The organism is Candidatus Poriferisodalis sp., assembly GCF_965208925.1.
In the GTDB taxonomy this organism is placed as follows: domain Bacteria; phylum Actinomycetota; class Acidimicrobiia; order Acidimicrobiales; family Poriferisodalaceae; genus Poriferisodalis.
This window is the reverse complement of record NZ_OZ242364.1, coordinates 2,412,553-2,435,124: the sequence shown is the minus strand read 5'-3', so window position 1 is coordinate 2,435,124 and position 22,572 is coordinate 2,412,553. Positions and strand designations below refer to the sequence as shown.

The 22,572-nt window shown below is 65.2% G+C and carries 17 protein-coding genes and 3 rRNA genes; all 20 read right to left on the bottom strand.

The genetic code is table 11. The annotated features are described in order from the left end of the window. Window positions 1-25: 25 nt before the first annotated feature. Window positions 26-1,045: a 2-oxoacid:ferredoxin oxidoreductase subunit beta gene (locus ACOGI5_RS10725; RefSeq protein ID WP_419864410.1), complete on the bottom strand. Its 1,020-nt coding sequence runs from the start codon at window positions 1,043-1,045 to the stop codon at window positions 26-28. Between the two features lie 63 nt (window positions 1,046-1,108). Continuing rightward, window positions 1,109-2,989: a 2-oxoacid:acceptor oxidoreductase subunit alpha gene (locus ACOGI5_RS10720; RefSeq protein WP_419864409.1), complete on the bottom strand. Its 1,881-nt coding sequence runs from the start codon at window positions 2,987-2,989 to the stop codon at window positions 1,109-1,111. Between the two features lie 157 nt (window positions 2,990-3,146). Continuing rightward, window positions 3,147-4,205, bottom strand: a complete 1,059-nt coding sequence (locus ACOGI5_RS10715) for a class I fructose-bisphosphate aldolase (protein ID WP_419864408.1) — start codon at window positions 4,203-4,205, stop codon at window positions 3,147-3,149. 172 nt (window positions 4,206-4,377) lie between these two features. After that, window positions 4,378-5,352 carry a tetratricopeptide repeat protein gene (locus ACOGI5_RS10710; RefSeq protein WP_419864407.1) on the bottom strand — a complete coding sequence of 325 codons (975 nt, stop codon included), beginning with the start codon at window positions 5,350-5,352 and terminating at the stop codon, window positions 4,378-4,380. 135 nt (window positions 5,353-5,487) lie between these two features. Beyond that, window positions 5,488-5,604: ribosomal RNA gene (gene rrf, locus ACOGI5_RS10705) — 5S ribosomal RNA — on the bottom strand. A gap of 118 nt (window positions 5,605-5,722) precedes the next feature. Further along, a 23S ribosomal RNA gene (locus tag ACOGI5_RS10700) occupies window positions 5,723-8,805 on the bottom strand. Between the two features lie 311 nt (window positions 8,806-9,116). Continuing rightward, window positions 9,117-10,636: ribosomal RNA gene (locus ACOGI5_RS10695) — 16S ribosomal RNA — on the bottom strand. The 16S, 23S and 5S rRNA genes sit together here, the layout of an rRNA operon. Before the next feature lie 490 nt (window positions 10,637-11,126). Then, entirely contained in the window at window positions 11,127-12,398 is a 1,272-nt protein-coding gene (gene tyrS / locus ACOGI5_RS10690; protein WP_419864406.1) for a tyrosine--tRNA ligase, read from the bottom strand. A gap of 151 nt (window positions 12,399-12,549) precedes the next feature. Beyond that, on the bottom strand, window positions 12,550-13,320 hold the full coding sequence (locus tag ACOGI5_RS10685; protein ID WP_419864405.1) for an ABC transporter permease: 771 nt from the start codon (window positions 13,318-13,320) through the stop codon (window positions 12,550-12,552). Beyond that, a complete protein-coding gene (locus tag ACOGI5_RS10680) occupies window positions 13,317-14,324 on the bottom strand; it encodes an ABC transporter ATP-binding protein (protein ID WP_419864404.1) in 1,008 nt (335 codons plus the stop codon). The genes ACOGI5_RS10685 and ACOGI5_RS10680 overlap by 4 nt, the downstream gene beginning before the upstream one ends. Then, window positions 14,321-14,545, bottom strand: coding sequence for a hypothetical protein (locus ACOGI5_RS10675; protein WP_419864403.1), 225 nt, complete (start codon window positions 14,543-14,545; stop codon window positions 14,321-14,323). Before ACOGI5_RS10675 ends, ACOGI5_RS10680 begins: the two co-directional genes overlap by 4 nt. Window positions 14,546-14,651: 106 nt before the next feature. Beyond that, a complete protein-coding gene (locus ACOGI5_RS10670; RefSeq protein WP_419864402.1) occupies window positions 14,652-14,900 on the bottom strand; it encodes a hypothetical protein in 249 nt (82 codons plus the stop codon). Between the two features lie 44 nt (window positions 14,901-14,944). Beyond that, entirely contained in the window at window positions 14,945-15,586 is a 642-nt protein-coding gene (locus ACOGI5_RS10665) for an NUDIX hydrolase (RefSeq protein WP_419864401.1), read from the bottom strand. Beyond that, window positions 15,583-16,197: a DNA-3-methyladenine glycosylase gene (locus ACOGI5_RS10660; protein WP_419864400.1), complete on the bottom strand. Its 615-nt coding sequence runs from the start codon at window positions 16,195-16,197 to the stop codon at window positions 15,583-15,585. The genes ACOGI5_RS10665 and ACOGI5_RS10660 overlap by 4 nt, the downstream gene beginning before the upstream one ends. After that, on the bottom strand, window positions 16,194-17,687 hold the full coding sequence (argH, locus tag ACOGI5_RS10655; protein ID WP_419864399.1) for an argininosuccinate lyase: 1,494 nt from the start codon (window positions 17,685-17,687) through the stop codon (window positions 16,194-16,196). Before argH ends, ACOGI5_RS10660 begins: the two co-directional genes overlap by 4 nt. Window positions 17,688-17,699: 12 nt before the next feature. Then, the gene (argR, locus tag ACOGI5_RS10650) at window positions 17,700-18,161 is read right to left on the bottom strand and encodes an arginine repressor (protein WP_419864398.1); all 462 of its coding nucleotides are present in this window, start codon (window positions 18,159-18,161) and stop codon (window positions 17,700-17,702) included. After that, window positions 18,158-19,159 (bottom strand): ornithine carbamoyltransferase, encoded by a 1,002-nt coding sequence (gene argF / locus ACOGI5_RS10645; RefSeq protein ID WP_419864397.1) that lies wholly within the window; start codon window positions 19,157-19,159, stop codon window positions 18,158-18,160. The genes argR and argF overlap by 4 nt, the downstream gene beginning before the upstream one ends. After that, window positions 19,156-20,421, bottom strand: coding sequence for an acetylornithine/succinylornithine family transaminase (locus tag ACOGI5_RS10640; protein ID WP_419864396.1), 1,266 nt, complete (start codon window positions 20,419-20,421; stop codon window positions 19,156-19,158). Before ACOGI5_RS10640 ends, argF begins: the two co-directional genes overlap by 4 nt. Window positions 20,422-20,483: 62 nt before the next feature. Continuing rightward, the gene (gene argB / locus ACOGI5_RS10635; protein WP_419864395.1) at window positions 20,484-21,380 is read right to left on the bottom strand and encodes an acetylglutamate kinase; all 897 of its coding nucleotides are present in this window, start codon (window positions 21,378-21,380) and stop codon (window positions 20,484-20,486) included. Continuing rightward, window positions 21,377-22,522, bottom strand: coding sequence for an N-acetyl-gamma-glutamyl-phosphate reductase (gene argC, locus ACOGI5_RS10630; protein ID WP_419864394.1), 1,146 nt, complete (start codon window positions 22,520-22,522; stop codon window positions 21,377-21,379). Before argC ends, argB begins: the two co-directional genes overlap by 4 nt. Window positions 22,523-22,572 lie beyond the last annotated feature (50 nt).

Here is a 22,572-nt window from a genome sequence, read left to right as displayed (position 1 = left end):
GGTTTACGCGACGAAAGTAGTGTTCTCAGACGTACCAGGTGCCGCGTGAGCGCAGCAACTGCGCGATGTCAGCGGCACCCTGCTTCTGTTGAGCCGCCGCCAGCTGCCGAGTGGAGGCCATGGCGTACTCACTGCGCCGCACGGCGCGGAACACCCCGATCGGTGTGGGCTCAAACGGTCCGCGCGCGAGACGCGCCAGCATGAACGCGGTCGAGGGATCATGCTTCGTCTCGTCGTGAGTGAGCAATTCGTCGTTGCTCACATCGGCTGTGTGGACAACCCGGGCGCAGCCTGACTCGTCGATGACCCCGAACTCGCCGTCAGCTCCGAAGCGAATGGGCTCGCCGTGCGCCAGCGGGATGAGGTTGGCATCGCGGTTCTGTTTCTTGGTGACCCCTTCGAAGGCGCCGTCATTGAAGACGTTGCAGTTCTGGAACACCTCCACAAACGCGGCGCCGTCGTGCTCGTGCGCCCGCCGGAAGGTGTCCATCATGTGCTGGCGGTCCATGTCGTGTGTTCGTGCCACGAACGACGCCTCGGCGCCGAGCGCCACGGCGAGCGGGTTGAACGGCGCGTCGAGCGAACCCATCGGCGAGCTCTTCGTGACCTTGCCGATCTCGCTCGTAGGGCTGAACTGGCCCTTGGTCAAGCCGTAGATCTGGTTGTTGAACAGCAGTACCTTGATCTTGACGTTGCGGCGCAATGCGTGGATCAGGTGATTGCCGCCGATCGACAGCATGTCACCGTCGCCGCCGATTACCCAGACATCGAGATCCGGCCGGGCCATCGCCAAGCCAGTGGCGATGGCGGGTGCTCGGCCATGGATGCCGTGCACGCCGTAGGAGTTCATGTAGTAGGGGAACCGGGCAGCGCAGCCGATGCCTGACACGAACACCGTGTTGTGCGGTTCGGTGCCGAGACTCGGCATCAGCATCCGCATCGCCGTGAGGATGGAGTAGTCGCCGCAGCCCGGGCACCAGCGGACCTCCTGGTCGGAGGCCCAGTCTCCGGGCTGTGTGGTCGGCGTGATCGATGTGTCGGTCATCGTGCTGTCGGCCTCTGTCTGTACTCGCTGGTCTTGCACTCGTTGATCATGTCTCGCCGGCGCCTAGCTGGCTGCCAGTTCCTCCAGGCGCTTGCGAACTGCTGAGGTCACTTCGCCGGTGGTGAACGGCACACCGTCGATCTTGCCGATGTGCTCGACATCGATCAGATACTTCGCCCGCACCAAATCGCACAGCTGCCCCTTGTTCATCTCGGGACACACCACCGCCCGGTAGCGACGCAGTACGTCGCCGAGATTCGCGGGCAGCGGATTGAGGTGCCGCAGGTGCACATGCGCCACCTCGAAACCGGCCTCGCGCAGCCGTCCTGCAGCCGCGTCGATGGCGCCCCACGTGGAGCCCCAGCCCAGCACCACGAGATCGGCGTCTGCATCGCCGGCGATTTCGACATCGGGGACATCGACGCCGTCGATCTTTGCCTGCCGCAGATCGACCATCAGCTGGTGGTTCTCGGGCTCGTAGGAGATGTTGCCGGTGCCGTCCTCCTTCTCGATGCCACCGACGCGGTGCATCAGGCCAGGCGTGCCGGGAATGGCCCACGGGCGAGCCAGCGTGTCGGGATCCCGCAGATACGGCAGGAAGATGCCGTCGCCGTCCTCATTGGTGCCGTTGAACTCCGTCGCGAAATCGACGCCGATGTCCGGCAGGTCATCGACCTCGGGCAGCAGCCACGGCTCGGAACTGTTCGCCAGGTACCCGTCGGACAGCACGATGACGGGCGTCCGATATTTCAGTGCAATGCGAGATGCCTCGATCGCGATGTCAAAGCAGTCGGCAGGACTGCGCGGGGCCACCACCGGCAGCGGCGACTCGGAATGCCGCCCGTACATGGCCATCATCAGGTCGGCCTGCTCGGGCTTGGTGGGCAAGCCCGTCGACGGGCCGCCGCGCTGGATGTCGAGCACCACCATCGGGAGCTCGAGGCTCACTGCGAGGCTGAGCGTCTCGCCCTTCAGCGCCAGGCCGGGCCCCGATGTGGACGTGAACGCCAGCGCCCCGCCGAAGGCCGCCCCCACAGCCGACGCTGCCGCGGCGATCTCGTCTTCGGCTTGGAACGTTCGCACGCCGAAGTTCTTCTTCAGCGACATCTCGTGCAGGATGTCCGAAGCCGGCGTGATGGGGTACGAGCCGAGAAACACCGGCAGGCGTGCCAGCTGGCCCGCCACGACACAGCCCCATGCCAGCGCCGTGTTCCCGTTCACGTTGGTGTATTCGCCGGGTGCCAGCGGGGCTGGCTTCACCTCGTAGTGGGCCTCGAAGATCTCGGCCGTCTCGCCGAAGTTGTAGCCGGCCTTGAACGCCGCTGTATTGGCATTGATGACCTGTTCACGGCCCCGGAACTTGGTGTTGATGAACTCGAGCGTCGGCTCGACCGGGCGGGTGTACATCCAGGAGATCAGGCCGAGCGCGAAGAAGTTCTTGGAGCGTTCCGCGTCCCGTGGCTTGACACCGTGCTCGGCCACGGCGTCCCGGGTGATCTGGCTCATCGGCACCGGGTACGAGCGGTAGTCGTCCAGCGTGCCGTCATCGAGCGGATTGCTCGAGTAACCAGCCTTCTCCAGGTTGCGGTCGTTGAAGGCATCGGTGTTCAAGATGAGCGCGCCGCCCTGCGCAAGGTTGTGCAGCTGCGCCTTGAGCGCCGCGGGGTTCATCGCCACCAGCACCGTAGGGGCATCGCCCGGCGTGGTGATGTCGAAGTCGGAGATGCGCACTTGGAACGCCGAGACACCGGCAAGCGTGCCTTGCGGGGCGCGTATCTCCGCGGGGAACTCCGGCAGCGTGGACAGATCGTTTCCGAGCGCCGCCGAGATGCTCGTGAATTGGTCACCGGTGAGCTGCATGCCATCGCCGGAGTCCCCGGCGAAGCGGATGATGACCTCGTCGATCTCCTGCAGCGGCAGTTCGCGCGATGCGGTGTCGGTCACAGTGTCTCCTGGTCGAAGGGCTTGTGTGGGGAATCGGCTCGCAGTCTCGGAGCCGGGAAATTGCGGCCGCTTCAAGCGACCACGCTAGCCGCGGCCGCGTGCACGCAGCCGGGTCGGATCACGCCTCAGGCGCCCCAGACCTCAGGCGCCCCAGACCTCACGCGATAGTCACCGCCTGGTCCAAGTAGACGTCCTGGATCGCGCCGAGCAACTCGACGCCCTCGGCCATGGGTCTCTGGAACGCCTTGCGTCCCGAGATCAGCCCGATGCCGCCGGCTCGCTTGTTGACCACGGCCGTGGTGACGGCCTCGGACAGGTCGGTGGCCCCCGAACTGGCGCCGCCGGAGTTGATGAGCCCCACACGTCCCATGTAGCAATTCGCCACCTGCCAGCGGCACAGGTCCACCGGGTGATCGGTCGTCAGACGGTCGTACACCGCCGCGTGGGTCTTGCCGAAGCCCGGCACCGAGACAAAAGCCCCGTTGTTCTCAGGCAGCTTCTGCTTGATGATGTCGGCCTCGATGGTCACGCCGATGTGGTTGGCCTGTGCGGTGGCATCGGCCGAAACGTGGTGGTCGACCCCATCGACGTTGATCGCCGAGTTGCGCAGGTAGCACCACAGCACGGTGAACATGCCGAGACGATGGGCCTCGGAGAACGCAGCGGCCACCTCGGTGATCTGGCGGCCGCTCTCAGCCGAGCCGAAGTAGATGGTCGCGCCGACGCCCGCTGCGCCGAGTTCGTGTGCCTGGGTGACCGAGCCGAACATGATCTGGTCGTATGAGGCCGGGTAGGTCAGCAGCTCGTTGTGGTTGATCTTGACGATGAACGGGATGCGGTGGGCGTAGCGGCGAGACACCGCTCCGAGCACGCCGAACGTTGTGGCCACAGCATTGCAGCCCCCTTCGACCGCCAGCTCCACGATGGAGGCCGGATCGAAGTACATCGGGTTCGGCGCGAACGAGGCGGCACCCGAGTGCTCGATGCCCTGGTCCACCGGCAGGATGGAAACGTAACCCGTGCCGCCGAGCCGACCGTGGTCGAACAGCGACTGGAGGCTCCGCATGACCTGCGGCGAGCGGTCGGTGCCGGCGACGACATCGGTCACGAAGTCGGGCCCGGGCAGGGTGAGCAGGTCTCGCCCGATGCCTTCGCACTTGTGATCCAGCAAATAGGAGGCCTGCTCGCCCAGCAGGCGCTCGATGTCGGTAGTCACGATGTACCGCTTGCCTCGCGTTATCTGGCGGCGCCGGTACTGAGGGCTGGTACTGGGGGCGGCGCGTGCCGAATGACGGGATCACTCTATCCGCGCACTCGCGCCGAAGGGCTGACCCTTCGAGCTGATCTCCGCCGGGCCTCGCGGCGGCTGTCCGCTACGGCGGTGTCCCCTACTGCGGTGTGTCTCCGGTTTCAAGCGCGGCCAGCCGGTCAGCTGCATCTACGAACTCGGGTTCGACGTCGGCAATCCGAGCGAATCCGCGGCGGGCGCGCTGCAGGTCACCGACACGGTCGTACAGATCCGCGAGCGCGTACCACAGCCTGAGGTGATGGTCCTTGGGGCGTTTGGGTCGCAGCGGGCCTGCCTCAAGCAAACGGATTGCGTCGCGTGGGCGACCCTCATCGGCCAGCGCCCCCGCAGCCACGATGCGCCCCTCGGTGATCGTCTGGGCGTCAGGATCGGCATGTCTCAACCGGTCCCACACGTCTTGCACGTCGTTCAGACGTCCCAGTGCTCGGTAGCAGTCCGCCAGCACCGGCAGCTGGTCGATGGCACCGGTCATCGCCTCGTATTGCTCGAGCCGGTGTGATGCCGCGGTCCAGCGGCCAAGCCGGTACAGCGTCAGACCGAAGAGTTCCTGCACCTCGGCGACGGCTGCATAGCGGGATGCGAGCGGCCGCAGGATGACGTGCGCGTCACCGAATCGTTCGGCCAGAAAGTCCTCTCCCGCGTCACGCAGGCGCCGTGCCAGCCGCTGCTGCTCCTCAGCCGGCATGCCGCGCAGGCCGGTCGGATCCAATTGGGGAACGTCCAGCCGCACGGCCGGCCGCCGGCGGCGCTGCGCCTCGGTGCGCGCACGCTCCGTACGTTGAGGCCCCTGTGGCAGTTCCGGTCGCGGACTGCGGCGTTCCGGTGCCTTCGCCGCGTAGGCATCGCCCCGATCAGCGCCGGGGATCGGCCGGAGTACCGAGGCGCCCTTGCGGGCGACGCCGCCCCAGTCGGTCCGGCGAGCCGCCTGCTCGGCAACCTCGTCAACCGGCTTGTCGCTCCGGCGAGGAGGGCCAGAGCTGCGCCGCGCCGGACCTTTGCGAGATGGGCCCTTGCGAGGCGGGCCCTTGCGAGACGGGCGCCGGTTCTGCGTCACTCCTCGAGGCTAATGCCGTGTCATGCCACCCTTGCGCGGTCGTCGGCACGCCTTCTTGCAGTGCAGGGTTGCCCGACCCGGGGCTTGGCCTCGCACGCGAAGAACCCCCGCCGTAGACACGACGGGGGTTCAGGGTTCCGGCAGCGACCTACTCTCCCAGGGGAATTGCCCCCAAGTACCATCGGCGCTGGCAGGCTTAACTTCCGTGTTCGGAATGGGAACGGGTGTGGCCCTGCCGCCATAACCACCGGAGATCTGTGCGCATTCGACCAGTCGAATGGTGACAGGCCGAGCGCAGACCGGTGAAGACTGCACAGCGATGCACGCACAGCGCTCGGTCGTGCCGTGCGCTTCCTCGAGGCTGAGTACCGATACCAAGCCCTCGGCCGATTAGTACCGGTCTGCTGAACGCATTGCTGCGCTTACACATCCGGCCTATCAACGTGGTTATCTGCCACGGGCCTTACCTGGTTGTACCAGTGGGAGATCTCATCTTGGAACAGGCTTCGCGCTTAGATGCTTTCAGCGCTTATCCCTTCCGCAGGTCGCCAACCAGCCGTGCTCCTGGCGGAACAACTGGCACACGAGAGCTGCGTCCATCCGGGTCCTCTCGTACTACGGACAGCTTTCCTCAAATCTCCTACGGCTACAGAGGATAGGGACCGAACTGTCTCACGACGTTCTAAACCCAGCTCGCGTACCGCTTTAATGGGCGAACAGCCCAACCCTTGGGACCTGCTTCAGCCCCAGGATGCGATGAGCCGACATCGAGGTGCCAAACCTTCCCGTCGATATGGACTCTTGGGGAAGATGAGCCTGTTATCCCCGGGGTACCTTTTATCCGTTGAGCAACGACGCTTCCACACGCAATCGCTGGATCACTATGCCCTGCTTTCGCACCTGCTCGACCTGTATGTCTCACAGTCAAGCTCCCTTGTGCCATTGCACTCGACGACTGATTGCCAACCAGTCTGAGGGAACCTTTGGGCGCCTCCGTTACCATTTGGGAGGCGACCGCCCCAGTCAAACTACCCGCCTGGCACTGTTCCCGAACCCGATCAGGGTCCTAGGTTAGAGTTCCGACATGAGCAGGGTCGTATTTCAAGGGTGACTCCACGCATGCTGGCGCACACGCTTCCTAGTCTCCGACCTATCCTACACAACACGTGCCACAACCCAATACCAAGTTATAGTAAAGGTCCACGGGGTCTTTCCGTCCTTCTGTAGCCAACGAGCATCTTTACTCGTACTTCAATTTCGCCGGGTCTGTGGTTGAGACAGTGGGAAAGTCGTTACGCCATTCGTGCAGGTCGGAACTTACCCGACAAGGAATTTCGCTACCTTAGGACCGTTATAGTTACGGCCGCCGTTTACCGGGGCTTAGGTTCACAGCTTCGCTCCGAAGAGCTAACCGTTCCCCGTAACCTTCCGGCACCGGGCAGGCGTCACAGCGTATACATGGTCTTACGACTTCGCACGCTGCTGTGTTTTTAGTAAACAGTCGCTTTCCCCTATTTTGTGCCACCCTTTCCGGCTCGGGCAGCTAGTGCCGTCACCATCACAGGGTCATCCTTCTCCCGAAGTTACGGATGCAATTTGCCGAGTTCCTTAACCACAGTTCTCCCGTTCGCCTGAGTATGCTCTACCTGCCTACCTGTGTTGGTTTAGGTACGGGCACCACGTGAACTCGCTAGAGGCTTTTCTAGGCAGCATGGAATCAATGACTTCGCCTGTAGCGGCTCGGCATCGCGTCTCGGACTTCATGGGGCCCGGACTTACCTAGTCCCCGTCCTACTCGCTTACCCCAGGTCTACCATCGCCTGGGTTCACCTATCCTCCTGCGTCCCCTCATTGCTGTCCTCGGTGCGGTGGGTCGGTTCGTCGTTCCCCGAAGGGAGGACAGCCCCTTAGCAACCGCATTTTGGACTGGGCGCGCACGCGGTGGTACCGGAATATCAACCGGTTGTGCATCGACTACGCCTCTCGGCCTCGCCTTAGCTCCCGACTAACCCTGGGAGGACCAGCCTTCCCCAGGAACCCTTGGGCTTACGGCGGAGGGGATTCGCACCCCTCTCTCGCTACTCATGCCAGCATTCTCACTCGGACCCGCTCCACCGGCGCTCACGCTCCGGCTTCGCTGCAGGCACGACGCTCCCCTACCCCTCGAATTCGCTCGAAAGCGAATTCAAAGGCGCGGCTTCGGCGGTGTATTTAGCCCCGTTACATTATCCGCGCAGGACCACTCGACCAGTGAGCTGTTACGCACTCTTTCAAGGGTGGCTGCTTCTAAGCCAACCTCCTGGCTGTCTGGGCAATCCCACATCGTTTGCCACTTAATACACACTTAGGGGCCTTAGCCGGCGCTCTGGGCTGTTTCCCTCTCGTCCAACGAAGCTCATCCCCCGTGGACTCACTGCCGCACTCTGGAGCCATGGCATTCGGAGTTTGACTGGGGTCGGTAAGCTTGTGGGCCCCCTAGCCCAATCAGTGCTCTACCTCCATGGCTGAACGTGCGACGCTGCACCAAAATGCATTTCGGGGAGAACCAGATATCACCGTGTTTGATTGGCCTTTCACCCCTATCCACAGGTCATCCGCCCAGTTTTCAACCTAGGTCGGTTCGGGCCTCCACGGAGTCTTACCTCCGCTTCACCCTGCCCATGGATAGATCACACGGCTTCGGGTCTACAGCATGCGACTGTGCGCCCTGTTCGGACTCGCTTTCGCTCCGGCTTCCCATCACTGGTTAACCTTGCCACACACCGTAACTCGCTGGCTCATTCTTCAAAAGGCACGCTGTCGCGCTTGGGCACAAGTGCCCAGTAGCGCTCCAACTGCTTGTAAACCAATGGTTGCAGGTACTATTTCACTCCCCTCCCGGGGTACTTTTCACCTTTCCCTCACGGTACTAGTTCGCTATCGGTCGCCGACACATATTTAGCCTTACGAGGTGGTCCTCGCAGATTCACGCCGGCCTTCACGGAACCGGCGCTACTCGGGAGCAATCCCAGGAGGCAAGCAGATTTCGCGTACGGGGCTGTCACCCTCTGCGGCCCGCCTTTCCTGTACGGTTCCGCTATCTGCCTGCTTTGTAACTCCTTGACCGATCTGGTGCTCGGTCGGGGATGTCCCACAACACCGATCCGGCAACGCCACCAGGCTTTACCACCGGATTCGGTTTAGGCTCTTCCCATTTCGCTCGCCGCTACTCCGGGAATCGCTGTTGCTTTCTTTTCCTCAGGGTACTGAGATGTTTCAATTCCCCTCGTTCCCTCTACCTGCCCTATAGATTCAGGCAGGAGTGACACCCGATAAAAGGTGCCGGGTTTCCCCATTCGGATATCCACGGATCAAAGCCTATTCGGCGGCTCCCCGTGGCTTATCGCAGCCTATCACGTCCTTCATCGGTGTTCGGCGCCAAGGCATTCACCATTGGCTCTTCGTAGCTTGGTATATCGATACTCAGTCTCGAAGAATCAAATCTCCTCCGCCACGGTCTCAAGTGTGACAGTCGCAGAGGATTTTGATGCTCGTGCATCGCTATGCAGTTATCAGAGAGCCGCGGCATCAAGGCGCGACGCAGCGCTCCCTGGCAGCAGAACAGAGGACGAGCCGGCTGTGGTAAGCCGAAGATGGACTTCGGCAATCAGACTGCCGATTATGGAAATCGGCGGTCAGATACAGACAGCACCAGTGCTCCAACTGGGAATCTCCGTCTGAGATCTGAGACCACGGTGGTCTCATTCTCGGAGGTGACTCCTTAGAAAGGAGGTGATCCAGCCGCACCTTCCGGTACGGCTACCTTGTTACGACTTCACCCCAATCGCTAACCCCACCTTCGACAGCTCCCTCCCTTGCGGGTTGGGCCACTGGCTTCGGGTGTTGCCAACTTTCGTGGTGTGACGGGCGGTGTGTACAAGGCCCGGGAACGTATTCACCCCGGCGTTGCTGATCCGGGATTACTAGCGACTCCGGCTTCATGGAGTCGAGTTGCAGACTCCAATCCGAACTGAGACCGGCTTTTTGGGATTCGCTTGACCTCACGGTTTCGCAGCCCTTTGTACCGGCCATTGTAGCATGTTTGCAGCCCTGGGCATAAGGGGCATGATGACTTGACGTCGTCCCCACCTTCCTCCGACTTGTCGCCGGCAGTCTCCCACGAGTCCCCGCCATTACGCGCTGGCAACATAGGACAAGGGTTGCGCTCGTTGCGGGACTTAACCCAACATCTCACGACACGAGCTGACGACAGCCATGCACCACCTGTGATGGGACCATAAGGAGGCCGCATCTCTGCGGCTGTCCCCAACATGTCAAACCCAGGTAAGGTTCTTCGCGTTGCCTCGAATTAAGCAACATGCTCCGCCGCTTGTGCGGGCCCCCGTCAATTCCTTTGAGTTTTAGCCTTGCGGCCGTACTCCCCAGGCGGGGCACTTAATGCGTTAGCTACGGCACGGATCCCGTTGGATGGGACCCACACCTAGTGCCCAACGTTTACGGCGTGGACTACCAGGGTATCTAATCCTGTTTGCTCCCCACGCTTTCGCTCCTCAGCGTCAGTACCGGCCCAGAGTGCTGCCTTCGCTATCGGTATTCCTCCTGATATCTGCGCATTTCACCGCTACACCAGGAATTCTACACTCCCCTACCGGACTCTAGTCATGGCAGTATCGAGTGGCGTCTCAGAGTTGAGCCCTGAGTTTTCACACCCGACTTACCAAACCGCCTACGAGCCCTTTACGCCCAATGAATCCGGACAACGCTTGCGCCCTACGTATTACCGCGGCTGCTGGCACGTAGTTGGCCGGCGCTTCTTCTGCAGGTACCGTCAATTTCGTCCCTGCTGAAAGGGGTTTACGACCCGAAGGCCTTCTTCCCCCACGCGGCGTCGCTGCGTCAGGCTTTCGCCCATTGCGCAATATTCCCTCCTGCTGCCTCCCGTAGGAGTCTGGGCCGTGTCTCAGTCCCAGTGTGGCTGATCGTCCTCTCAGACCAGCTACCCGTCGATGCCTTGGTGAGCCGTTACCTCACCAACAAGCTGATAGGCCGCGAGACCCTCCCGGAGCACCGGAGCGTTTCCTGAACACACCATGAGGTGCAGGCAGGGTATTGGGTATTAATCCAGGTTTCCCTGGGCTATTCCCATCTCCGGGGTAGGTTTCTCACGTGTTACTCACCCGTTCGCCACTTTCCCATTGAGACCGAAGTCTCGGGTTCGTTCGACTTGCATGGATGAAGCGCGCCGCCAGCGTTCGTCCTGAGCCAGGATCAAACTCTCCGTCGAGATCAAGCCCGCAATGTCGTACGGCTGAGCCGCAATCCATCACCGGCACGATCGAAGAGCCTGTGCCACGATCCGAGGGAATCCCTCTTCCCGCGACGACTGGCTGGAATTGGTGCACCGTCGCACGTGGGCTCGCTCGAGGCGAGCCTGATGAGACGGCACGAACAAGTTGGTCCCCGGTCATGGGTTGACCGCGGACCGGCTGTGTGGTTCGACCAGCGGCTGGAATCCAGCAGCCGATCGCCCGCACTGGCGTTTTCGTCCTCTGTTCTGTTGTCAAGGAGCGCTGCTGAGGCGAGTCCGCCGGCAGCTGACACTCGATCGGCGCCTGCCACTGCCCTCTGTGAAAGAGCGCTGCGGGCGACACCGCCGGAGGTGTCGGACCCCTCTGGACGGCAAATCCGTCCGTGAGGGGGAGGCACGAGAATACAGGCGGCGCCGCACTGCCGCAACCATTCACAGCGGCCGATTCATCGCGGCCGCGTGGGTCTCAGGGAGCAGTCGCGACGTGCCAGCGCTTCTTGCCCCGCCGCAGCAGCACATAGCGGCCGAACAGCAGGTCATTCGACCCGACGAGGCGGTCGGGATCGCTGGTGCGGTCCCCGTTGATGTACACGCTGCCCTCGGCCAGCGCCCTGCGCGCCTCGCTGCGGCTCTGGGCCAATTCGGCATCGACCAGCACATCCACGACAGACGCATCAAGCGCTCGCAGCGGGCGCGATGGCACCTCTGCGGCCACGAACGCCAGCGCCGAGGCGGATACTTCGCTCAGCGAAGCGGTCCCGCCGAACAGCACTTCGCTGGCACCGGCCGCAGCCGCGGCCGCCGCGTCGCCATGCACGATGCCCGTGATCTCGGCCGCGAGACGCCGCTGTCCCTCGCGCCGCCCTGGATCGGCGTCGTGCGCAGCAGCGATCTCCCGCACGTCGGCCATGTCGAGGAACGTGAGCTGGGCCAGCAGCTTCGCGACATCAACATCGTCGACACCGATCCACGCCTGGTAGAAGCGGTACGGACTCATGGCATCCGCGCTCAGCCACAGCGTGTCGCCGCCCGCTGTCTTGCCGTACTTGGTGCCATCGCTGCGCGCGAGCAATGGCCAGGTCAGCGCATGCGCAGCGCGTCCCAGCCGTCGCCGGATCAGGTCGATGCCGAGCACGATGTTGCCCCACTGGTCCGATCCGCCGACCTGCAGCTCGCACTCGACGTTCTCCGCCAACCACAGGTAGTCGTACGCCTGCAGCAGCATGTAGCTGAACTCGGTGTAGGACAGGCCGTCGCCCTCGTCGAGACGGTTGCGCACCGATTCCTTGCCCACCATCTGCTGCACGGTGACGTGCTTGCCGACGTCTCGCAGGAAGTCGAGGACGCCGACGCCGACCGTCCACGCACGGTTGTCGAGGAGCCGCGCCGCGTAGGGCCCATCGTCAAAGTCCAGGAATTGGCGCAGCTGCGGGACGATTCCCTCGAGATTGCCTGCCAGCGCGTCGTCATCGAGCAGATTCCGCTCGGTCGAGCGCCCGCTGGGATCACCGACCATGCCCGTTGCGCCGCCGGCAAGGGCGATCGGACGGTGGCCGCCCAATTGCAGCCGCCGCAGCGTCAGCAAGCCCATGAGATTGCCGACGTGGAGGCTGGCCGCCGTGGGGTCGAAACCGCAATAGACCGTGATCGGGCCGCTCTCCAAGCGCTCCGCGAGCGCCTGGCGGTCGGTCGTCTGATGAATCAGACCACGCGCCTCGAGGTCAGCCAGGACATCCACCGTGCCAGTCTGCCCGCAGCACAGCTGCGGCGCGACAGCCAGCCTGCCCGCAGCACAGCTGCGGCGCGACAGCCAGCCTGCCTGACGGGTAGCGCCATCAGGTCGCGGCGATGCCACCGCCCGTGTGCGGTGGGCGGGTCCCGACGTCGGGCTAGCCGCGGGGCGTCCAGCGGAAGAAGCGCACGGTGACCAGCACGCCGAACACGCCCCACGCCGCCATCACCAGCCAGTTGCCGACCGGTACCGGCACACCGTCAATGAACGGATCAAACGTGTGCCTGAGCGCGTGCGCGAGATGCTTGATCGGGAAGATGTCGCCGATGAGGCCCATCCAGCGAGGCGGGCCCGACGACGTGATGACGAAAACGTCGGAGACGAAATAAAGCGGCAGCACGAACATGTTGGTGATCGCAGGCGCCGCCTGCTCGCTGGGGCACATACAGGTGACTGCCAAGGCCAGCGCAGAGAATGCCGCCGTGCCGATGGCCAGTGAGACGAACAGGCTGGGCAACGCTCCTGCCTGGATCCCGACGCCGTAGGCGATCCGCCCGATGCCCATCACCAGCACCGTCATCATCGCCGTCAGCACCAGCGACGACACGACCGAGCCCCCCACGTAGACCCAGGGCGGCAGCGGTGTTGCCCGCATGGCCTTGAGCACACCGCTCTCGCGCTTGACCACCGTGAAGATGGCCTGGTTCATGAAGGTTGCCGAGACCAGCGCCAGCGCCAGAATCCCGGGCACATACTGCGTGGCGACCCGTGCCCCGGTCGCGTTGATGGTGTAGTTGCCGAAGATCGAGGTGAAGATCACCAGAAAGACGAGCGGCAGGATCACCGTGAAGAAGGTGGCTGCAGGGCTGCGCCGGAATCCCAGCAAGTTGAACTTGGTCTCGCTGCGGATTTGGCTCAGTCTGCTCACGTCGTGACTCCCGTCGAGTCAGCTCCCGGCAACCCGTCTCCCGCAGACCCCTCCCCTGTCAAGGCCAAGTAGGTGTCCTCGAGTGTCGGCGGCCGGACGGCCAAGGAATCCAGACGTATGCCGGCGCCTTCAGCCGCCGCGAGCAGCTGCCGGACGACAGCGTCGACGTCTCGAGTGGCAATCACGAGTCCTTCGGGAACGCGCGCCGACGCCTCTGACGTGCCTGCCGGCCCAGGCGGCCCTCTGGTGTCCAGCAGTTCTCGCAGCCCCTCGGGAAGCTCGTCGTGGCCGAGCTGTGCGGCATCCCAGCTGATTCGCGTCGGCATGGCGACGTGACTGGCGAGTTCCGCAGCGGTGCCATCGGCCACGATCTGCCCGCGCGAGATGACCACGATGCGATCAGCGAGGTGGTCGGCCTCGTCCATGTAGTGAGTGGTCAGCATGACCGTCACTCCCAGCGAGCGCAGACCGCCGATCGTCTCCCAAGCTTCGCGGCGAGCGGCTGGGTCGAAGCCGGTCGTCGGCTCGTCCAGGAAGACCAGCTCGGGGTCGCCGACGAGGGCCAGTGCCACTGCGAGACGCTGCTGCTGACCGCCAGAGAGGCGTCGGGTCCGGGTGCCGGCAGCATCGCTGAGCCCCACTAGCTCGAGCACTTCGGCCACCCGGCGAGGTGAGCGGTAGTAGGCGGACCACATCGTCACGATCTCCGCGGCAGTGAAATCGCCCTCATGCTTGGCCCCCTGCAGCACGACCCCGATGCGCTCTCTCCACTCAGCGCTGGCCGCCGCCGGATCCACACCCAGCACGTGCACATCCCCGGACGTTCGCGTGCGGAGGCCTTCGAGTATCTCGACGGTCGTGGTCTTGCCCGCCCCGTTCGGGCCCAGGAAGGCCACGACCTCGCCGGTCGCGACCGACAGGTCGACGCCGTTGACCGCCTCGAGTGCCCCGTATCGCTTGTGGAGCTGAGTGGCCTCGATGGCGAGTTCTGCGTCGGCGATCATTCGGCGTAGCGCTCGGGATGGATGACCTGTGGCCGCGCTGCTGCTGCGTACAGCAAGACGCCCAGCGGACCGCTGTAGATGATCAGCATGACCCAATGCCAACGACGCTTGCCGGCCAGCTCAAACCGATCGCGACCCAATCGCAGGACATCGACGATGCCGCCGGCCATGATCAGCGCCGCCACAACGGCTGCGACGATCAGCACGGCGCCGAAGTCCACCCGGTCACGCTACCTGTGCCCAGAGGCTGAGCCCGGGGCCCGAGCGGCCTGTGAGCTCCGTCGCGTGAGACGGGGGAAACGAGCGGTGAAGACGACAACGAACCCGTCATCCGCCCAGCGACGTCACTGCGTCGGAGATGTAGAGCCCAGCGCCGGCGACTCCTGCGATGACGAAGCCGATTCCCGCCGTCCAGAACGTGCCGTTGAACAGCAGCCGGCCGCCGGCGGCCAAGACCACGGTGACAGCGACTGCCGGCAGCACCGAGCCCGGCAGAAAGGTGACAGCGATCCATCCCAGCACCAGACCGCAGAGCAGCAAGACGATGTTCTCGACCAGCAGCAGCAGGTGGCGCACGGATTCACCGTACGCGCCAGCAGCAACCCGACTGCTCTACCGGTTCAGTTCACGATGCGGGCGAGGTCGAAGCCATATCGAGCCAGCCGGCGCGTGCTGGCGTCGAGCCCCAGTTCGGGCTCGGTGAGCTCGTCGCGCCCGATCCACCTCAGCTCTTCGGACTCGTGGTTGCCGCGCATCACGGCACAGCGTGGCGCACGAACAAGGAATCGCACGTCGAAGTGAAGATGGTCGGGTTCGGGGTGCCTCCGGTTGACGAACAGGTGCACGTCAATGTCCACGGGCTCGGTCCAGATCTCCAAGCCGTCGATGCCGGTCTCCTCGGTGGCTTCGCGCAGCGCAACCCCCGAGAGCGAACCCTCACCGTCAGCATGACCACCGGGCTGCAGCCAGCGTCCGATCTTGCGATGCAGCAGCACCAACCCCTGTGTCGCGTCGTGGTTCACCACCCACGCCGATGCCGTCAGGTGTCCGGCGGCGCACGAGCGATGCAGCGCATCAGGGTGACGGGCAGCAAAGCCGATCAACCGCCGCCGGTGCAGGGCCTGAATCCGGTCGCGCGGGACAAACGCATTGACCTGTGCGGTTGCGGCCGCGAGGTCACCGGGCCGCGCATCTATGGCCGCCGCCCCCACGAAACCGGGTCCGCTGCGCGTCGGCGAAGCCGACGCGGGTCCGTGGCTCATCGCGTGCTCACGTGCGGGCTGCTGGCGTCGTAGAAACGCCATGGGAGCTCGGTGCCGCGGCTGATGCCGATGCGCGCAGCCTGTGTCACCTCGGCCGGCATCCGGCCGTCGTCGCAGATGCTGATCCCTTCGGCCGACGTCAAGTCGCAGCCGTCGTGGGCACCTTCGATGCCTAAGGCCTGGGTCAGCTTGGCCGGGCCCGAGCAGAGGTCACGGCAGCTCGTCTGACGCCGTGACTGGCTCCGGAGAGCAGCCATGAGCGGTACGCCATGGATCGGCTCGAGTGCGCGCACGAGCACCGCGTCGCCGACACCTGCCGGTGCGCAGACAGCGTTCGCACACCAATGCATGCCATAGATCAAGTACACGTAGAGGTGTCCCGGCGGCCCGAACATGGAGGAGTTGCGAGCCGTCGGACCGCTGCGGGAATGCGCCGCGGGATCGCTTTCGCCGCAGTAGGCCTCGACCTCCACGATGCGGCCCGCGCGCAGCGTCTCGGCGCTGCCATCGGGATCGTGCACCAGCAGCTTGCCGAGCAGATCGGGCGCGACGTCAGTAGCCGGACGCTCGTAGAACGCGCGAGGCAGCGGGTTGCCCGCGGGCACGCTCAATGCCCGTTGCTGTCCGCGGCCAGGGCAGCGTCGAGACGCTCGAGTTGAGCTTCCACGGCATCGGGACCGCCTGCGCCCGGAGTCGAGCGACTGTGGTAGGCCGCGCCAGGCGCGAGCAGTCGTGCAGCCTCCTGGCCGAGATCCGGGTGTGCGGACACCAGTTCCGTCAGGCGGCGGGCACGCATGGAGACCGCTGCGTCGTCCAGCGCTTGACGCACGAGCCCCGCGATGACCCCATGGGCGTCGCGGAAGGGCATGCCCCGGGCCACCAGCCATTCGGCCAGGTCAGTGGCAGCCGTGAAGGGGTCGTCGGCAGCTGCCGCCATGGCCGCGGCATTGAATTCGACGGTCTGCATCAGGCCATCGAGCGCCAAGACCACCAATCGCACGGTGTCGACTGCGTCGAACAGCGGCTCCTTGTCTTCTTGAAGGTCCTTGTTGTAGGCGAGCGGAAGCCCCTTGAGCGTTGCCAGCAGGCCTGTCAGGTGACCGATCAGCCGTCCGGCCTTGCCGCGTGCCAGCTCCGCGACATCGGGGTTCTTCTTCTGCGGCATCATCGACGAGCCGGTGGCGAAGGCATCGTCGAGCACGACAAATCCGAACTCGGCGCTCGACCACAGGACCAGTTCCTCGCCCAGGCGAGACAGGTGGATCCCCGACATCGCCAATGCGAACAGGGTGTCGGCGACGAAATCGCGATCGCTGACTGCGTCGAGCGAATTCTCGAAGACCGCTGCGAATCCCAGATCGGCAGCAGTGGCCGCGGGATCCAGCGGCAGCGTCGAGCCTGCAAGTGCACCGGCACCGAGCGGCGAGACATCCGTGCGCTGCCTGGCTTCGCCCAAGCGCTCGACATCTCGCAGCAGCGCCCATGCGTGCGCTGCCAGGTGATGCGCCAGCCCCACAGGCTGCGCCTGCTGCAGGTGCGTGTAGCCAGGCAGCCGCAGGCCCCCCGCATGTGCCTCTCGTGCCCTGGCCGCGAGCGTTCGCGCCAGACCCAACAGCAGCCCGGTCAGCTCGTCGATCGCACCACGAGTCCACAGGCGCAGGTCAGTCGCGACCTGGTCGTTGCGACTGCGACCGGTATGCATCTTGGCCGCGGCCGCGCACAGCTCGCTTGCGCGGCGCTCGACTGCGGTGTGAATGTCCTCGTCGGTCGGAGCCCAGACCATACGGCCCTCGGCAATTTCGGATTCCACCTCGTCGAGGGCCGCCACGATGTCGTCACGCTCACCATCGGTCAGCAGACCGACGGCGGCCAGCATCGACACGTGAGCCCGCGACGCCGCGATGTCCTCGACGAACATGCGCTGATCGAACGGGAGGGAGTCGTTGAGCGCCGCGAGAGCATCGGCGGGCGCGCCGGCAAACCGGCCGTGCCACAGGGTGGTGGGGCCGGCTCCGGACGGGCCGATCGACTGCGAGGGCGTGTCGCCAGAAGCGGTGCCAGCAGGAGGAGTGCCGTCGGCAGATGTGTCGTCAGCAAACACGGGACCGCACGCTCACAAGTCGGCCAGATCCCGGCAGTGCTCGGCGACTGCAGGACCGCCGAATTCTTCTGTGGCCACGATGAACAGCGTGTCGTCTCCCGCCACGGTTCCGACCACGCCGTCCACCGCGCTGCGGTCGATCGCCGAGGCAACGACGTGCGCCGATCCCGGCGGCGTGCGCAGCACCACGATGTTCTGTGAGGAGCGCACGTCGAGCACCCAGTCCGAGAACACTCGCCGCAGGGTGTTGGGCGGCAGCGAGTCGGGTGCGTCGGCTTCGGGCACCGCGTACACCGTGCGCCCGGCAGTGCGCATCTTGGCGACGCCCAGCTCCTCGAGATCACGGCAGACGGTCGCTTGGGTGATCTCCACTGAGCGCTCCGCCAGCAAGCCGACCAGCTGCGCCTGGCTGCTGATCTCGTGACTCGCCAGCAGCTCGCGGATGAGATGCTGCCGCTGCGCCTTCGTACTCATGACACTGCTCCGGTTGACGCCGCTCCATGCGGCACCGTGCCGCCCGACGCCGCTCCATGCGGCACCGTGCCGCCCGACGCCGCTCCATGCGGCGCCGTGCCAGCCAGGAAAGCCAGCAGGCCCCGCGCAGCGTGCATCCGGTTCTCGGCCTGCTGCCACACCCTGCTCGCCGGACCATCGATGACGTCAGCAGTCACTTCCTCGCCCCGGTGTGCTGGCAGGCAGTGCAGAAAGATGGCCCCGTCAGCGGCACGGGACATCAGATCTGCAGTGACCTGGTAGGGACCGAACGAAGCGAGACGCTCAGCCTGCTCGTCCTCTTGACCCATGGAGGTCCAGACGTCGGTGCAGACCACATCGGCGCCCTTGACGGCTTCGGCCGGGTCGTCGGTGACCGTGAACGTGCCGCCGAGCGCATCGAGTCGCTCAAGCGTTTCGGCGACGGGTGCATAGCTCGGCGGCACTGCCAGCGAGCTCTCGATTCCCAGCATGGCGCAACCGATCGCGAGCGAGCGCCACACGTTGTTGGCGTCGCCGACGAACGCCACGCGCCCGGTGCGTTCGAGCCCGATGCACTGCGAGACGGTCAGCAGGTCGGCCAGCGCCTGGCAGGGATGGGAGTCATCAGACAGCAAGTTGACGACCGGCACCGCCTCGCACGCTGCCATCCGTTCGAGATGGCCGTGTCGAAAGACACGCGCTGCGACGATCGCGTGATAGCAGGCCAATGTGCGCACGATGTCCTCCGCGGTCTCGCGGACATCCATCCCGACTTCTTCCGGCCGGATATAGACGGGATGACCGCCAAGCTGCTTGACGGCCATCTCCATCGAGTTGCGCGTACGGTTCGAGGCCTTCTCGAATACCAAGGCCACGCCATTGCCGTCCAGGACTGCGGGCGCGTCGACTGCAGGACGCGACGATGCGTCCAGCACCCAGCGCAGCTCGTCTGGGGACAGGTCATCGACTTCCAGGAAGTGCCGCATCAGATCAGTCACCCCTTGCTGGCGAGCACGCTCGCGAAGATGGCAAGCCCCTCGTCGATCTGCTCGCTGGACACGACGAGCGGCGGCGCGAAACGCACGGCCGTCGGCGTGATCCCGTTGATGACGAGTCCGGCCTCCAAGCATGCGGCAGCAGTCTCGGGACCGCTGCGACCGGCGGCGTCGGTGTCGATCTCGGCCGCGATGAGCAGGCCGAGCCCGCGAGTGTCGATGACGCCGGGAACGCCCATGAGCTTGCCGGCCAGCTCTTCGCCGCGGGCGGAGGCCACCGCGGGCGCATCGATTGCCTCCATAGTGCGCAGCACGGCACGCGCGGCGCTCGCGGCCAGCGGCTGCCCGCCGAAGGTGGTTGCGTGATCGCCCGGCTGGAACGCGGCGGCGACCTCCCGGCGCGCCCAGACCGCACCGATCGGCACCCCATTGCCCAGCGCCTTGGCCATGGTCACGATGTCGGGTCGAGCAGCGCCGGTCGGTCCTCCGGCCGGGTCGAAGTGGTGGTGCCACCCGAACCACTCGCCTGTGCGCGCCAAGCCGGTCTGCACCTCGTCGACGATGAACGCGATGCCGCGCTCGTCGCAGATCTCACGGACGCGGTGCAGGTAGGCGCTGTCGGCGACGTTCACGCCACCCTCGCCTTGGACAACCTCAAGCAGCACCGCGCAGCAGGCGGGGTCGAGCGCTGCCTCTAATGCGTCCGCGTCGTTGTAGGGCACGTGCCGGAAGCCGTCGGGCAGCGGCTGGAACGTCTCGTGCTTCTCTGGCTGTCCGGTGGCGTGCAGGGTCGCCAGCGTGCGCCCGTGGAACGACCGCAGCGCGCTGACCACGACGTAGCGACCGCGGCCGCCGTACTTGCGCGCCAGCTTGATCGCCCCCTCGAGCGACTCGGCGCCGCTGTTGCAGAAGAACACCTGCCCGCCGCCGCCCTGCAACCGGTCGATGGTCTGGGCAACCTCGACCTGCGGCTCGGTGCCGAAGAGATTCGACACGTGCAGCAGCGTGCGCGCCTGCTCGTTGAGCGCGTCGGCGACTGCCGGGTGGGAGTGGCCGAGCGACGTCACCGCCAGCCCTGCCAGGAAATCCAGGTAGCGCTTGCCGTCGCGGTCGTAGAGCTCGCAGCCGCTGCCTCGCACGAACTGGACCGGCGGCGGCCCGTAGGTCGGCATGAGCGGGCAGTGCTCCAGCCCTGCGGCGCCCATGGCGGCAGCATGGGGCGAGAGCCCGTTACTGGCACTGGTTGCTGTGGTCGTCTGCGTCATGAGATCGTGGCTCGCTCTCGGTTTCTGGAGTACCCAGCAGTTCGGGTTCTCGGTGTTCTGGGCTAGTGGCCGGCTTGCAAGGCTGTCGGCCGATCACGGGTGATCATCGTGCCGACACCGGCATCGGTGAACAGCTCGACGAGCACAACGTGCGGAATGCGGCCGTCGAGCAGGTGCGCGCTGTTCACGCCGTTGCTCACCGCGCTGATGCAGGCTTCGATCTTGGGGATCATCCCGCCGCCGATCCTGCCGCTGGCCAGCCGGGCAGCAAGCGAGTCGGCCGTCGTCCGCCGCACGAGCGACTCCGGGTCGTCGACATCATCGAGCAGACCCGCGACATCGGTGAGGTACACGACCTTCTCGGCTTCGAGAGCCGCGGCCACCGCACCGGCCACCGTGTCCGCGTTGATGTTGTACGCCTGCCCTTTGGCGTCAGCGCCGATCGTGGAGATCACCGGGATCAGCCCCTCGGCAAGCAGGCGTTCCAGCAGGTCGGTGTTCACATCGGTGACCTCGCCCACGAATCCCAGATCGGGGTTCCGGGCGGTGGCGGTGATGACCCGGCCGTCTTCGCCTGAGATGCCCACGGCCAGCGGTCCGTGGACGTTGATTGCACCGACGATGTCGCGGTTGACCTTGCCGACCAGCACCATGCGTGCAATGTCCAGCGTCTCTGCGTCAGTGACCCTCAGCCCGTCGCGGAACTCCGAGGTCTTGCCGAGGCGCGCCATGAGATCGCCGATCTGCGGTCCGCCGCCGTGAACGACGACCGGCGCCAGGCCGATCTGGCGCAGCAGCACCATGTCGGCGGCGAAGCCGTCGGTGAGCGCAGTGTCGACCATCGCATTGCCGCCGAACTTGACAACCACCACCTTGCCTCGCCATCGGCTGATGTACGGCAGCATCTCGACGAGCAGCTCGGCGCGCTCAACCTGCTCGGCGTGCTCAGGATCGCTCATGGCATCAACCCTGTCGTCGGCAGGCCTGCGGTCTCAGGGAGTCCGAGTGCGATGTTGGCGCACTGCACCGCCCCGCCGGACGCACCCTTGACCAGGTTGTCAATTGCACTGAGCACCACCAGCCAGCCAGTGCGAGGATCCACCCTGGCGCTCAGATGGCAGGTATTGGCGCCGAGCGTCGCCTTGGTGTGGGGGGCGTCGCGATGCACCACGATGAACGGCTCGTCCGCGTAGAAATCTGCCAGCACGCCGAGGGCGTCATCGGTGGTCAAGCCCCCCATCGAATCCGGCAGCGGTCTGGCGTAGCAGGTTGCCAGAATGCCGCGCACCATCGGCGCCAGGTGAGGCGTGAACAGCACCTGGCATCCGGTCGCCTGCTCGATCTCGGGCGTGTGGCGGTGGTCCAGCAAGCCGTAGGCCACGAAGTCTTCGTCGACCGCCGAGAACGTCGTGTTGGGCTTGGGCGCCCGGCCCGCGCCGCTGACTCCCGATGCGGCATCGATCACGACCCCGCTCGTCGAGATGTGGCCGCCGCGGGCGAACGGCGCCAGCGCCAGCGCAGCGGCCGTCGGGTAGCAACCGGGCACGGCGACGCCCGCAGCGCCGAACAGCGCCTCACGGCCGAGCTCGGGGAGCCCGTAGGGCAATTCGCCCAACAGCTCCGGCATCGGATGCGCTGCGCCGTACCACTGCGGGTACAGCGTCGGGTCGGTCAGACGGAAATCCGACCCCAAGTCGACCACGCAGCCGACGCGTTTGTACAGGTCGGCAACGACGGGCGCGCTGGCCATGTGCGGCAGGCCCAAGAACACCACGTCGAGTCCGACGAAGATCTCCGGGTCGTATGCGCAGTAGCGAAGATCGCCGAAGTCAGCCGCCAAGCTGGGGTACAGGTCGCGGACCGCTGCGCCGGCCTGCGTGTCGCCGGTGACGGCGACCACGTCGAACGACGGGTGCGCCGCCGCGAGTCGCAGCAGCTCCGCGCCGGTGTAGCCGGACGCGCCCACGATGCCGACGCGCACTGGCGAGAGCGGCCCTGTGTCCTTGCGTGCCGGTGAGGCCGGTCCTGTGTCCGGGCGCACCGGCGAAGCCGGTCCTGTGTCCCTGCGCACCGGCGAAGCCGGTGCGGTGTCTGTGTTCATGGCGGCGTGCCTATCTCTCAGAACGGTGCTCACTCTACCAGGTGCACGGC